Here is a 13,722-nt window from a genome sequence, read left to right as displayed (position 1 = left end):
AGACTTGGCTTAACCTTATTATAATCCCATTTACCCAAAAAAGGAAAGGACCTTTCTCATAAGCTTGTGCAGCTTACATTCCAATCGCTTTTCCGTCAACTGCCAACATAGCTTCACCCATGATTTCTGATAAAGAAGGGTGAGGATGGATCGTCTGTCCCACTTCCCAAGGTGTGGCATCCAGCATCTGAGCCAGAGAGGCCTCAGCGATCAGTTCCGTCACATGGGTACCGATCATATGTACACCCAATATATCATTCGTCTTGGCATCGGCGATTACCTTCACGAATCCATCCCGGCTTCCATGAACCAAGGATTTTCCAATCGCCTGGAACGGGAACTTGCCTGTTTTGACTTCATAACCGCGCTCTTTGGCTTCACGCTCCGTGAATCCGATACTTGCTGCTTCCGGACGTGTATAGACACAACGCGGGATTCGATGCGATTCGACGGCATGTACCGTTTCACCCGCCAGATGATTCACAGCCAGAATGCCTTCATGACTCGCCGCATGTGCAAGCTGTAATCCGCCGATGACATCGCCGATGGCATAAATATGTCCCTCACCGGTTTGCAAATGGTTGTTCACGGCAATGAAGCCACGCTCAAGCTTGATATCCGTATTTTCGAGTCCGATATTTTCGACATTGGCCTGACGACCAACTGACACCAGCATCTTGTCTGCTCTTAGGGTCTCGTGCTTCTCGTCCCCCAGCTTGACATCAATCTGAATACCGTCTTTCTCCACGATATATGTCTCCGTCAGGACGCTGGCCCCTGTCAGGAAACGAACACCGCGTTTGCCAAGCAGTCTCTGCATTTCCTTCGCTACATCTTCATCCTCTGCTGGCAATACATGAGCGGCGGCTTCAACAACTGTAACTTCAACCCCAAAATCATTCAGCATGGAGGCCCATTCGAGGCCAATAACACCACCACCTACAATGATCAGAGATGCAGGAAGTTCGTCCATTCGCAGAGCCTCATCACTGCTCATGATGTACCTGCCGTCTGGCTCAAGACCTGGCAGCACCCGCGGGCGAGAACCGGTTGCAATAATGAGATTGGTTGGCACCACTGTATCCATCTCGCCATCTTCGAACTCGACAGCCACTGCACCGCTCTGAGGAGAGAAAATGGAAGGTCCGATCACGCGCCCATTGGCGTGCACGACCTGAATTTTATTTTTTTTCATTAAATACTGCACACCTTGATGAAGCTGCTCCACAATCGCATCCTTGCGCGCCTGCACTTTCGGAAATACAAGTGTTGCCCCAGCTGTCTCAATACCGTAAGCTTCACTCTCTTGAATCTCCGCATACACTTCCGCACTTCGCAGCAATGCCTTACTCGGAATACAGCCACGATGCAGACAGGTGCCCCCCAGCTTATCCTTCTCGATAATAACGACCTGTTTCCCTAACTGTGCAGCACGGATGGCAGCAACGTACCCTCCGGTTCCTCCTCCAAGAATGGCAACATCACATGTAATTGGCATCTCTTATGTTCTCCTCTATAAATATAATTTCGATGAATTTGTAAGATGATGATTCGGATGATTCTCTGTTTCATAGACATTATCTGTATTCCATTGTACTCCCCTTGAGCAGTCAACTCAAAATTTGACCCTGAAACGCATGGACAGCTTCTGAAAACCAAGCTATGATGGAATCAGGTATGACCTGTAAGCGCAACCTTTATTTTACGTCAACTTCAGGCAGAAGGAGTTTAATGGTGATGAATACTAGACTTGTCTTTGCACGATTTATGGCGATTCTTGTTCTGGTCATTCCCGGGTTAATGGCAATGAAAGGGTTTCTAATGATGAAAGACGCCCTTTTCCTGTATTATGCCGAGCATGGGAACGAGCAGATCTCCCCAGGTTTTCAATGGCTCTCCTTCGGTGGAGGACTTGTCCTGTTTGCCGCAGGCATGAGCTTTCTGGGAGGCTGGATTCTGTTCCGTGACCGCAAGCGTAATTATGTAGGACCCCGTTTTCGATCCAAAAGCGCACCCGCAGCCGATAAAGCAGAGACGCCCGGTACGACTTCCTGAGTCCGGGCTTTTTGTCATTTTTTCTGGCTTAAGGGCTGTGCTGGATGGATGCCCCTACTTCTGCGCAGTAACTCTAACCACGGTGGGACACCCGGAATTGGTACCATCGACCGGATTCGGCAAGGCATTTGCTGTCATCTAGATGTTTGCAGGCAACAGCCTTACCTTCGCCATGATTGCCAGAATTACAGCAGGTATTCTATTTCCCCGTAAATTGCAGACAGAAGAGAACCCGGAGTAGTCTCCGGGTTATTCGTATAATGCATCCCGCAGCTTGGTGGACATGCGTGACTCTTTGGAAGAGGACTTCAGAATCGTTCTGCGCAACGTTAGATTACTGGCTTGCAGCCGCTCCGCTTCAGCGAATAAATCTGCAAACAACGTCTGCGCAGCTTCATCAAGGGCCGACTGCCCTTTCAAACGTTCATATCGCTCCTGCAATTCGGATAATGCTTCACTCATCGTTAACACCTCTTTTCAATCGCTCCTGGTTCATGCACTACACTGCCGTAACCAACAGCTTAACAATCCATATAGTAACACAAAGCTGCTCAGATTAGTTCTGGCTCTTACTAAAGATTTTGTGGTACTCTGTAATGGTCGCTTTTTTTTGTTGAATCCCGTATGTGAGAGGAGTAGCAGAACTGTGCAAACAGGACGAATTACCGTAATTACAGGACCTATGTTTAGTGAAAAATCCGGTGAACTCATTCGCCGTTGTCAAAAATTAATACAATTTGGCCGTAAAAAGGTCGTTGCCTACAAACCTGCTGAAGATGATCGATTTGCCCAAGACGAGATTGTTAGCCGTATCGGCTATCGTCTGCCTGCCCATTCCATTCCCCGGCAATTGACCCCGGAATCTGTTGAGATGATCCTGACTCAGACCAAAGATGCTGATGTTGTTGCATTTGATGAAGTGCAATTTTTTAGCAGTGCCATCATGGAACTGGTCTCCGAGCTTGCCTACTGTGGCAAACATGTCATCGTGGATGGATTGAATATGGATTACCGTGGCAAGGAATTCGGATATGTGGGCGGTTTACTCGCCATGGCGGATGACATCGAGAAGCTGTCGGCATTCTGTGCCGTATGTGGAAGCCCGGATGCGGCTTTTACCCAGCGTATCGTTAATGGAGAGCCTGTGACGCTTGGCCCGGTTGTCATGATTGGCGATTCAGAGGCTTACGAGCCACGCTGCCGCTGCTGCTTCATCCCTCCTCATAAAGTTGAATGCTGAGCTGATTCAGCTTACAATGGTTCGTCTATAGATTTTGATCAGCGGTATCTGCTGCTACAGTTTTCCTTGAGATTTTAAAAAAGCCCCTGAGGGCTTTTTTTGCTATAGCTCCTATTTTACCAGCATACCCTTAATATACCTCTCCTTATCTCGATTGTTAATTCTTTATGAACACAAAAAAGCACCGCCTCGCAGCGATGCTTCCCATCCGTCATCTCCCGCTAGTCCCGGGAAACAAAATATTTGTTGGTCATGTAGTAAGCGTCGCCACGCGACGTTTCTACCATTCCTTTTTTGGCATCCAAAAATACAATTTCTTTGCACTTGGTGCAGTACCATTTGGTGCGCTTATATGGAGATTCCGTAACATATGCCGTGCCACATTTGCAATCAATCTTCATTAATAACTCGGTTGATTTATATGCGCTGGACAAGCGTTCCATGTTATCCTGCTGCTGTGTAGGCATAATTGTCTGCTGATAATCCGATAAATGATTCTGAACTTTAAAATCTGCTACCAATCCTGCATTCAATCCAAAAAACTCCTTGCCGATTTCGGTCACGAAGCGCTTCTCATTTCTGTAGCAATCCAGCCACTCAATAATCTGCTTATTTGACAGTGGAACCGTACCCTTGATACCGCTGTTTAAGGTGTAGGTCATGATGTATAAAGTATCGTCTTGTCTACCTGAGTACATTAGAATCCTCCTTCGAATACATTTGCTAATGTACTACAAAAACGCTCATAAATCAAAGCAATGTTATTTCCTGAGCGCATCTCTTCCTTATTAAATGGGTAACATTCCTCGATGTTCCGCCAATGATTTACAAGAACTGCATACACCTGTAACATTTCCCTGGGAAGTCGCATAATGCACGATGGACTTCACTTTTTTATTACAAATGGAACAATGGTACCTCCTTTCCTTCTTGGGAGTATAATCGGATAGGTTTACTACATTTGAGTTTGATTTGAATCTACGCACGAAGTTCAGCCATTTCATCTCTTTCTCTCTCTTCCTTGATTGCCTTCTAAGGGGAGAATTGCTTATGCTTGGGCAATAATTGATCCTACAATGGGTTATGTATACGATTCCAAGTTGCATGTCTATCTCATAATCTATTCGACGTTTTGAGCCTTTTTCCTGTTTTTAATCACTAGGCATACAAAAAAAACCGACAGAACCTGCTCCAGCTTCTTAATAAAGAATAGAGCAGGCGTCATCGGTGGAGCTTTATTTATAAAACGTCCCAAGAACTTCAAGCTCAGGGGAGCGCTCAATTCGAAATGGATAGATATATCCCAGATTCAGCTTGGCAAACTTGCGACTCCACAGGTCAAGTCCAGATGTAAATTGGTATGCCTGATAGACAAACTTGGAACAATAATTGCGTTCAATACTATGCAGATTCGTCTGCAGACGGTAGTATTTCACCTGTTTGTAATGTTCCTGTACCCACTCCGCAGCCTTTACCCCCGCCTGATTCAATCTGGAGCGAAATACAATAAAACGATCCCCTTCATAAAAGCGGGTAATGTACCAGTCCATCGAATCGGCAAATACAGGTCCGTAAGGGTGAACGTGATACACTTTACCATCGAGCCCAATAATCCCCATATGTCCGGCGTAATAAGTCGATTCCGAACTTGGCGTATACACAATATCCCCCGGCTCCAGCTTCATTTGGCCCAAAGCGGTAATTGGCAAATCCTGATGCAGCCTTCTCGCCGCTGAACGTGTGCGACGTCCTTCGACTAACAGTCGGTGCATTTTCCCAGCAACAGCGAGATAAATTTCAGACCATTTGATTCGTTTTTTCTCAGGATCTTTGAACCAACGATGAATCAATGTGGATATACGTTGAAATTCTTTTTTCATATTCTGCACTCCACTCTAATCTGTTTTACATTTTTTGATGTTTTTTTCACTTCTATAGCTCTCATTATAGACAGTTGATGATGCGTGTTCAATTCCGGTGCCTGTTCTATGTTGTGCAATTAGGGGAAGTTCATACCCAAACCGATGCTAAAAAAAGCAGTTCCGGCATTAGCCGGAACTACTTCATTTGAGTTAAACTTAGTATGAAGAGATTCTATTCTTCCACAACACCAAGCGCTTTATTTTTCTCCTTAAAACGGCTGTTATGGGAAGACACATAAGCAACTTTCTCCGCTTCAGGATCCATATACAGTTTGGCGCTGTTTACCGCAAGTGCTGCATCCGTGAAAGTGCCGGCTATCAGATACAGTTTACTTCCGTAATCGACAAAGTCTCCTGCGGCGAAGACACCTGGAATATTCGTTTGCAGCTTCTCTGTTGTGCTGACATGCCACTCACCAAGATCAAGTCCCCAATCCCGGATCGGACCAAAATCGCTCTTCATGCCATGGTTGACGATAATCGCATCCACATCAAGAATTTCGCTATCACCTGTCTCCACATGGGATATTGTCACCTGTTCGATGCTTTCACCACTTTGGCTGTGCAGAGTATCAACGGCATACGGTGTACGAATATCCACTGAGGATTCTCTCATCCGCAGTACATTGCGCTCCAATCCGCCAAAGCGGTCACGACGATGCACAACCGTTACTTGTTCTGCCAGTGCTTCAAGCTCATTCGCCCAATCCACAGCGGAGTCACCTCCACCAGAAATCAGTACACGTTTGCCACGGAAGGGTTCCAGCTCTTGTACCGTATAGTGAAGATTGGTAACCTCATAACGGTCAGCGCCTTCAAGCTCCAGCTTGGCCATTTTATATATACCATACCCGATCGCCAATATGACGGTACGTGTCCAGTGTTGTTCTCCTGTAGCCGATGTCAGCAGAATCGTGCCATCAGGCTGACGCTCAAATCCTTCAATTTGCTGTTCAAACACAATCGTTGGCTCAAACGTTCTCGCCTGTTCCTCCAGCTGTTTTATTAAATTTTCACACAGAATGGGGGTAACACCGCCAACATCCCAGATCATTTTCTCTGGATAAAAGAGCATGCGACCACCCAATTTATCCCGCGCCTCAATCAATTTGGTCTTCATATCACGCATCCCGCTGTAAAATGCAGAATACATGCCGGCAGGTCCCCCGCCGATAATTGTTACATCATATAATTCCAAATGCTGATCCATTTCGTTACCTCCATCAGTTCGATCCAAAGCGCTTGACTATTTGATATCGATTCTCATTATCACTATTTTTCTAGTCTAATGGGAAACTTATCAAATTACAATGGCTAAAATTCAAACATTTCTTATACAAAACTGCCATCCCGTTGGTCCATTATTTCACTTTGGGGGCTGCCAGTAAATGTTCGACGACAAAATCGAGCTGTTTGTTGATTGAATATACATCCGAATAATAGAAAAAATCAAAATCAATTTCAATTAAACGACCTTCTTTGACAGCAGGTACACTGCTCCATACCGGGTTATCCGTCAGATTGTCCGCCCCTTCATATACCGAACGAAACACGTAGTCGCCCAAGTATTGGGGAAGAACTTCCATGGATACCGTTGAAGCTGCTGCTTCTGATACTTTATCAATTTTTTGTTGAACCTTTTCGGGTGCTTTCATTTCCAAGTACTCATAAATGGCTTGTGAGCCTCGTCCATATTGCTTGCTTTCTGCAATCGACATGCTTTTGAGACCACCCTCGACAATGGAAACCGTTTTGTCCAATATGCCAGCATCTGCCAGCTTTTGTTTGCTTTCCTCTACTTTGCTGTTGAGATTATTAATTAAAACGTCAGCTTCCTGCTCTTTGCCAAAAATGCTGGCTATACTGTGGAGTCTTTCTTCTGTTGTCATTTTCTCATATGGGACATACACCGTTGGTGCAATATCTTTTAATAACGTGTAAGTCTCTTCTGAAGGAACAATAATCAAATCTGGGTCCAGATCAATGACAGCTTCAGGATTGGGTTCAAACCAGGTGCCCAGTGAATTTACACCTTCAAGCTCATTCTTATATGCAGCCCCGTCGTATACGTCCGATGTAGCAATGGGCTTAATTCCAAGTGCAACGATGTCCCCCTGGAGATAGAGTACAACAACCCGTTTAGGATTTGCCGGAACAACAACATCACCCTTAACCGTGGAAACCGTGCGCGTTCCATTTTCATTATTCGTTTGGCTACCTGATTCTGATGACGAGGATGCCGCTGTGCTGCTGGATGAGTTGGCATTGGTGCCTTCTCCCGTTGTCGGCGTAGTTGCGGAACCTGCTGAACAGGCTGATAAAAACATTGTGATGCTCAAAAGTGCAACCATAATCATGCTGGAGCTTGTTTTTCTTCTTTTCATTAATGTAGACCCTCCGTCTATATATTGATAATGATTCTCATAATCAATATATCCTCGCATCCTTCTCCAGCCAATGGACAATTCGGAGAATTGTAATGGACGATCCTCTGCCAGACTCTGATCTCTTATTTTTCGCTGATAGAGCGTGGGAGAAAGGCCTACATGTTTTTTGAAAATACGGCTGAAATAATACACATCCGCGTATCCCACTTCTGCCGCGATTTCACGTAGGGTTGCATCCGATCGCATAAGCAGATTCCGTGCCTCGGCCAGTCTTGTTTGAATGAGATAATCAATCGGACTGTGTCCTGTCTTTCGTTTAAATTGCATGGATAAATGACGGGAGCTGTAATTGAATTGTTCAGCCAGAAAATCCAATGTGACCTGTTCCCTATAATGCTGCTGTATGTAGCGGAGTGTTTGCTCAATAGGGTCTGGAAGCACCGTTCTGATCTCCTGCTGTGCCAATTGAAACGATAATTCATGAATAAATTGGTAGAACAAACTTTTCACTTGAAGTAAGTCCAGGCTGTCTGCCTGATCCCAAGCTTTCTCCAGCGCACCAAAATAGCGCATTAAAGTAAGAGGATCACTCGGCGTAAACCCGTATTGCAAAGAAAACGGAGCAACCTGAGGTTGTGGCAACTGCCATGTTTTACGATGACTTGGAAACACAAGGAATGCCCTGTAGAACAGCAAAAAATATTCAAACTTTTCGCTTACCCGAATATCCAGTGATGATCCTTTACCACCATGCAGAATACAGAATCGCTGTGCTTCATGTGTTTCTCCATCCAATTTAAGTTGAGCTGCACCACGAATGCTGTATATAAAAGCGTTTGCCGGAAGCAAATATGATTCCTGTATCTCCCCTGCCTCCATAACGATCCGGCGTATATCCAGAATTTTAACAGCCGCTTGGTTCCAGCATTGCATCTGTTCATTTAATTGCATCGATTACTCTCCAATCCCATTCTCACCCGGAACAAAGACCATGTACAGGCCATCGTTCTGTAAACCATCCTCTAACCAAAGCGTTAGCAGAGGTTCACTTTTATGCCTTCATTATAGATGATAATAATTTTCATTATCAACTGGTTTTTAACCAGGATTAGATTTCGACAAATTACAATCCACATCGATCCATTATTTTTTATTCGAAATTTTTGTGAACCAAGCTGCCAATTCCTCGGTCTGATCTAACGTTGCGATCGGGTCAAAGTACCATGAACGATCTGGACTCCATATATACACTCGATCATTCTTGACAGCCTCAAGCGAACTCCACACCGGTTTTGTTTTCAACTCTTCCACAGTTAGATTATCTGCTGTCAGAATAATGTAATCCCCAGCAAATTCAGGAATCGCCTCGGAAGACACTTCAACAAGCTGATCCTTCATTAATACCTCTTTTTTATCTGCCGGGGGATTCAATCCAAGTGCACTGTATACGGCCTGACCTCCCCGACCAAAATTATCACCAAAAGCCAAGGGTCCTTTATCATAAAACTGCATGATCGAAACTTCTGCATCCACATCAATGGCATTATGAACTTGCTTCTTTGCGTCTGCAATTCGTGAGTCATAGTTGGCTAACCATGCCTCAGCCTCCTTTTCTTTATTCAGTGCTTTACCAAAATAAGCAATCTCCTCATGGGTATTTTTCAACTCTCCATAAGGAACAACCAGAGTCGGAGCAATTTTGCTAAAAGAATCAAACAAATCCGGATCACCGGTGACAATCAGATCTGGCTGCAGTTCCAACACCTTTTCAAGAGAAATCGTTTCGTATTCCCCAATATTCTCTACGCCCTCAAGTGATTCGATAAAGTAGGGATTCTTCAGGTTCATCTCCGGTGTACCTACTGGCTTGATACCCAAAGCAATCAGGCTGCCCAAATATAAATCAACCACAATTCGCTTGGGTTCAGCCGGGACCGTGATATCTCCCTTGACCGTCGCGATGGTACGAGGCTCGGAAGTGTTCGATTGGCTATCTGCCGTTACTGTGCTGGTGGCACTCGAAGTCCCTTTGCCTCCAGCTGCTTCTCCCCCAGAATGACTAGTTGTCCCTGGCGAGCAGGCACTAAGCAGTAGAGTAAGACTTAATAAAATTGTAAGCAGCATTCCCGTTCTTGTCTGTCTATTCATGTACATTGACCCTCCGTGTTTATATTGATAATGATTATCATCATCGTTATAAACATACCTTCCGGCTCTGCCACTGGAAATGTCATTTCGCGCCAAGGCCGATGTCAGATCAGGCCATTTTAGCGGTCCAGACGTCTTTTCCTTGTATTGAAGGGGAGAAACACCTGTATGTTTTTTGAACATGCGTCCCAGATAATATCCGTCCGGATAACCGATGCCAGCTGCAATCTCATCCAAAGTAGCGTCGGTGTGCAGCAGCATCTCCTTGGCCTTGAACAAGCGAAACTGGGTCAAGTAGTCGATTGGACTATAACCCGTCGCTTGCTTGAACTTGCGAGACAGACTTCTGGAACTGCTGCCGATCTTCTCTGCCAAAACGTTCAGCGTTAGCGGCTCGGCATAGGAGGATTCCACAATTTCAATGACATGGCTGACTTGATTCGTATATGAATAGCGATTCGCAGATTGCGGAATCTGTGATGATATTTGTTCTACGAAGGGATAGAACAGGCTTTTTGCCTGAAAATGATGAATAGGGTTCTTTTTATCCCACAAAGAGTGCATCTGTTTCACCTGCTCATAAAGCACAGCTGGTGACTTGGGAGCATAACCATAAGTTAGCTGAAATGGATTCATGTGCTCCATCATTTTCCCCAGATCGGTTCTTCCTCCACTTGGCAAGCTTGCTCTGTACATAAGGTAAAACAGGTTCAATCCAGATTGTCCAGCCTCAATATGCAGCATACTTCCCTTTCCACCATGGAGAACATAAAAACGACTCACCTCATGCTTCTGGTCATTTATTGTCACATAGGCCTTCCCCTGGATGGTGAATACAAACGTGCTCGCAGGAAATGTATATGTTAGCTCCTCATAGGGGCTTAACTCCATATAACGTATATCCGCAATACTCACAGCAGCATAGTTCCAGAGTATGTAATAATTATTCCACATTTCACTAACCCAACCCCGTCTAAATAGATTGTGACGAAACTATCCCTCACTCATTGATAACCATTATCAATTATTATCAGTAAGTAAGCAAATACACAAGTGAGAGGGAACTTATTAGCCAGCGTATCTTCATTTGCTTCTTGTAACATCCGATATATGTAAGTAGATCCACGATATAACGAAGAAGGGGAAAAGATCATGAACTCAATTTCACCTGCCGCCAAAAGCAGCTTCACCCCCGGAAGCCAAGTCTCCAGCAGAGATAAGGAAATTCAAGGACTTATGAAACAAAAAATCAGGCTTAATGAAGAACTGCAATCTGTCAAATCCAATGATCAATTGGACTCCAAAATTAAGGCTGAACGAGTTAAATCTATAACGAGTTTCATCCAACAGGTCGATAATCAAATTGCCCAAATCAAAAGCGAGGAGCTTCAAGAAAAAAATAAATTAAAACAGTCTGATCAACCTAAGCAACAACAGCCTCAACCGTCTGAGGTCACCGACGAAAATCACGCTCCGTCAATGGGTCATCTAATCAAAAATAGCCAGACTTATGATCAGTTAGGTAAACTTGTCGGTTTGCGTGATCGCATGCACGGATCTATTCAAACATTAGAGGGTGAAACCAGATTCGATCGGATCGTTCTCGATAGCGACTCGGGAAATGACATGGGCAAGTCAATGATGTTGGAAAACGCAGAACAAACTGTTTTTCAAATGAAGCGTGAAATGGTCCAAGAGATTGATTCTCAAATCCGCAAGGTTGATGAGTCAATTGGAGAAAAATTAAAAGAAATAAACCAACCGCTACCAACAGAAGTTGCCGATTCGATTCCAACATCTCATGCAAATGAAGTTCAGGAAGTGAATAAAGAAAACAAGGCAGAAAATAAATCGAAGATTTCCAATGGTACACAGAATGATAAAGACCTAGGAAAAATTCAAGAGACGCAATCAAATGCATCCTCTGCCCCTTCCTATGTTTCACTCGACATTCGGGTTTAACCAGTTACATATAAGGATTAAATTCTCAGTAAAAAACCGTTATTTACAGGTCAATTTCTCCTGATAAATAACGGTTTTTCCAAATCCGATGAATCTCTCCCACAATTATCGTTATACAGCTTCCTCATTCCCGCAAATGATGCTGCCATTCACCGATTTACATACTTTTTTAATCCGGGTCGCCTCACTCACAATTTGATCAATATTTTCATACTGTTGTCCACGGTTTGTGACCACAGCGATTGATACCGACACGAGTGGTATCGGTCGATTCAGTCCAGAACGTCCTTCGCCCAAAACATATTGATTATCCAAGTCATCCTGATTGTAGAACATTCGCTTGATCTTCTCAAAACCTGCTATTACCTCTTCACAGACATCCCTAAAGTCATGATGATTTAATATTCCAATAAAATCGTCGCCGCCGATATGGCCCAGAAAAGCTTCTGGAAAAACAAAAAGCTTCCGGAGCAGATTAGCAGTAGCTTGAATAAGCTGATCCCCCATTTTGAACCCATAGCTATCATTGTAGGATTTAAAGTGATCCAAATCTATGTATAGAACGCTATAATAATCAAGCTGGAGTAACTGATCTAATCGTTCATCTATGATTCGGTTACCCGGAAGCCCTGTCAAGGGATTCATGAAAATCGCCATCTCGGCTCGAACATCCGCAACTGCAAGCAGCAAACGTCGGATACTAACCGCTCCATACAAAACGCCTTCAGCCGTTATAAGCACCAGATCGTATAGTTCTTCTTCAGATCGATTCATTGCCAGCACACTGACATCCGTAATCTGTTCAGCGTAATCGACGACCAGTGCCCGAACGTTCATAACCAGTTCCACCGGGCGTCCCATGTACAAATTATAGCCGTATTGTGTCCCAATCTGCTGGAAGAAACGAGCTCGCATCATTAATGACACGCCCTGTTCTCCCATAATCGCCACACCTTCCAGATTGGGATTGGACTTAAAAAGATTATAGACGATATCACATTTTGTCTCAGGCGCTACTACAGGAATCGTATCGGCTATCTCACCTATTTGCGTAAATATACCATTCGCCTCCTCTATACATAGCTATACCCTCTACTTTTTAAATCTTTAATTACCCTTGGGAAAAGATAAGGGAGACGGCTTTAATACAGTGTCTGGCCTTCCAAGTGCGTAACCCTGACCGTATTCAATACCTTCACGACGTAAAAATTGAATTTCTTCGTAACGCTCGATACCTTCTGCGATGATACTGGTGCCCGAGTCGACTGCAAATTGTTTAAGAATCCTTACAATGTGCTGCTGATCCGGATGTGTGTCCACTCGACTAATCAACGCTCTGTCTAATTTAATAAAATCCGGTTTGAGGCTTACAATCGCCTTGAGACTGCTGTAACCGGAACCTGCATCATCAATGGCAATCCGAAAGCCCTGAGATCGATAATTTGAGAGGATCCGTTCGAATTCCACATAATCATGAACGGCCTGTTTTTCGGTTAGCTCGAAGACCACTTGTTCAGGGGATAGACCATAACTGTTCAGTAGACTGATGGTTTCTCCACTGCGGTAGGTGGAATCGGCTAAAACCTGAGGATGTATATTTAAAAAAACGACAGTATTTTCGGGATACTGCTCTCTAGTTAAAGAGGCTCTGAATCTTTCAATCGAGATCTCACGACAGAAGCGTTCAAACGCAAAAACCTGATCCGTATGACCAATGAATTGATAAAAAGTTTCTGCATTTGGAAAAAGATTAGATATAGGAGGACGGTTCAATATTTCGTAACCAAGACATCTCCCGTTCTGCAGATTCAATATTGGCTGAAAATATGTAGTAAGCATTCTATCCCGCATAATTTTTTGCAGTCCTGTGAATTGCCTGTAACTAAGAATAGATTGTTGAAGCGATTTATGTACATATCTCAGAGAATTGTATAGTTCGTTTTTGTATGTATAGAGAAAAGTGGTTCTCTTCATATCATTCATCCTTTATACCTATAATGTGATCTTG

General features: G+C 44.1%; 13 protein-coding genes. 4 read left to right on the top strand and 9 right to left on the bottom strand.

Annotation, left to right across the window (positions count from 1 at the left end):
- Window positions 1–73 precede the first annotated feature (73 nt).
- A complete protein-coding gene (gene lpdA / locus P5G61_RS10790; RefSeq protein ID WP_301246416.1) occupies window positions 74–1,498 on the bottom strand; it encodes a dihydrolipoyl dehydrogenase in 1,425 nt (474 codons plus the stop codon).
- 233 nt (window positions 1,499–1,731) lie between these two features.
- Here lpdA and P5G61_RS10785 point away from each other — a divergent pair, with 233 nt between their 5' ends.
- Window positions 1,732–2,055 (top strand): DUF2627 domain-containing protein, encoded by a 324-nt coding sequence (locus tag P5G61_RS10785; RefSeq protein ID WP_301246415.1) that lies wholly within the window; start codon window positions 1,732–1,734, stop codon window positions 2,053–2,055.
- 37 nt (window positions 2,056–2,092) lie between these two features.
- Complete coding sequence (locus tag P5G61_RS31915) at window positions 2,093–2,197, top strand: ion channel (protein WP_363325738.1); 105 nt, start codon at window positions 2,093–2,095, stop codon at window positions 2,195–2,197.
- Between the two features lie 107 nt (window positions 2,198–2,304).
- On the opposite strand, the gene P5G61_RS10780 is transcribed toward P5G61_RS31915, so the two are convergent.
- Window positions 2,305–2,517 (bottom strand): hypothetical protein, encoded by a 213-nt coding sequence (locus tag P5G61_RS10780; protein WP_079349463.1) that lies wholly within the window; start codon window positions 2,515–2,517, stop codon window positions 2,305–2,307.
- 184 nt (window positions 2,518–2,701) lie between these two features.
- Here P5G61_RS10780 and P5G61_RS10775 point away from each other — a divergent pair, with 184 nt between their 5' ends.
- Window positions 2,702–3,295 carry a thymidine kinase gene (locus P5G61_RS10775; protein WP_024630974.1) on the top strand — a complete coding sequence of 198 codons (594 nt, stop codon included), beginning with the start codon at window positions 2,702–2,704 and terminating at the stop codon, window positions 3,293–3,295.
- Window positions 3,296–3,516: 221 nt separating this feature from the next.
- Here the strand turns inward: P5G61_RS10775 and P5G61_RS10770 are convergent, their stop codons facing one another.
- The 5 genes from P5G61_RS10770 to P5G61_RS10750 form a co-directional block, all read right to left on the bottom strand.
- A complete protein-coding gene (locus P5G61_RS10770; RefSeq protein WP_024630975.1) occupies window positions 3,517–3,993 on the bottom strand; it encodes a hypothetical protein in 477 nt (158 codons plus the stop codon).
- A gap of 537 nt (window positions 3,994–4,530) precedes the next feature.
- Window positions 4,531–5,175: a hypothetical protein gene (locus tag P5G61_RS10765; protein WP_024630976.1), complete on the bottom strand. Its 645-nt coding sequence runs from the start codon at window positions 5,173–5,175 to the stop codon at window positions 4,531–4,533.
- Between the two features lie 214 nt (window positions 5,176–5,389).
- Window positions 5,390–6,427, bottom strand: coding sequence for an NAD(P)/FAD-dependent oxidoreductase (locus P5G61_RS10760; RefSeq protein WP_024630977.1), 1,038 nt, complete (start codon window positions 6,425–6,427; stop codon window positions 5,390–5,392).
- Between the two features lie 151 nt (window positions 6,428–6,578).
- Window positions 6,579–8,555: an AraC family transcriptional regulator gene (locus P5G61_RS10755; protein ID WP_301246414.1), complete on the bottom strand. Its 1,977-nt coding sequence runs from the start codon at window positions 8,553–8,555 to the stop codon at window positions 6,579–6,581.
- A 192-nt stretch (window positions 8,556–8,747) separates the two neighbouring features.
- Window positions 8,748–10,562 carry an AraC family transcriptional regulator gene (locus P5G61_RS10750; protein WP_301246413.1) on the bottom strand — a complete coding sequence of 605 codons (1,815 nt, stop codon included), beginning with the start codon at window positions 10,560–10,562 and terminating at the stop codon, window positions 8,748–8,750.
- 342 nt (window positions 10,563–10,904) lie between these two features.
- Here P5G61_RS10750 and P5G61_RS10745 point away from each other — a divergent pair, with 342 nt between their 5' ends.
- Window positions 10,905–11,714, top strand: a complete 810-nt coding sequence (locus P5G61_RS10745) for a hypothetical protein (RefSeq protein WP_301246412.1) — start codon at window positions 10,905–10,907, stop codon at window positions 11,712–11,714.
- 111 nt (window positions 11,715–11,825) lie between these two features.
- Here P5G61_RS10745 and P5G61_RS10740 read toward each other — a convergent pair whose 3' ends face one another.
- On the bottom strand, window positions 11,826–12,656 hold the full coding sequence (locus tag P5G61_RS10740) for a GGDEF domain-containing protein (protein WP_301246411.1): 831 nt from the start codon (window positions 12,654–12,656) through the stop codon (window positions 11,826–11,828).
- Between the two features lie 165 nt (window positions 12,657–12,821).
- Entirely contained in the window at window positions 12,822–13,688 is an 867-nt protein-coding gene (locus tag P5G61_RS10735) for an EAL domain-containing protein (RefSeq protein ID WP_301246409.1), read from the bottom strand.
- Window positions 13,689–13,722: the final 34 nt, after the last annotated feature.

The sequence above is a fragment of the Paenibacillus vandeheii genome (genome assembly GCF_030433635.1).
GTDB lineage: Bacteria > Bacillota > Bacilli > Paenibacillales > Paenibacillaceae > Paenibacillus > Paenibacillus vandeheii.
This window is presented reverse-complemented; position numbering and strand designations above follow the sequence as displayed.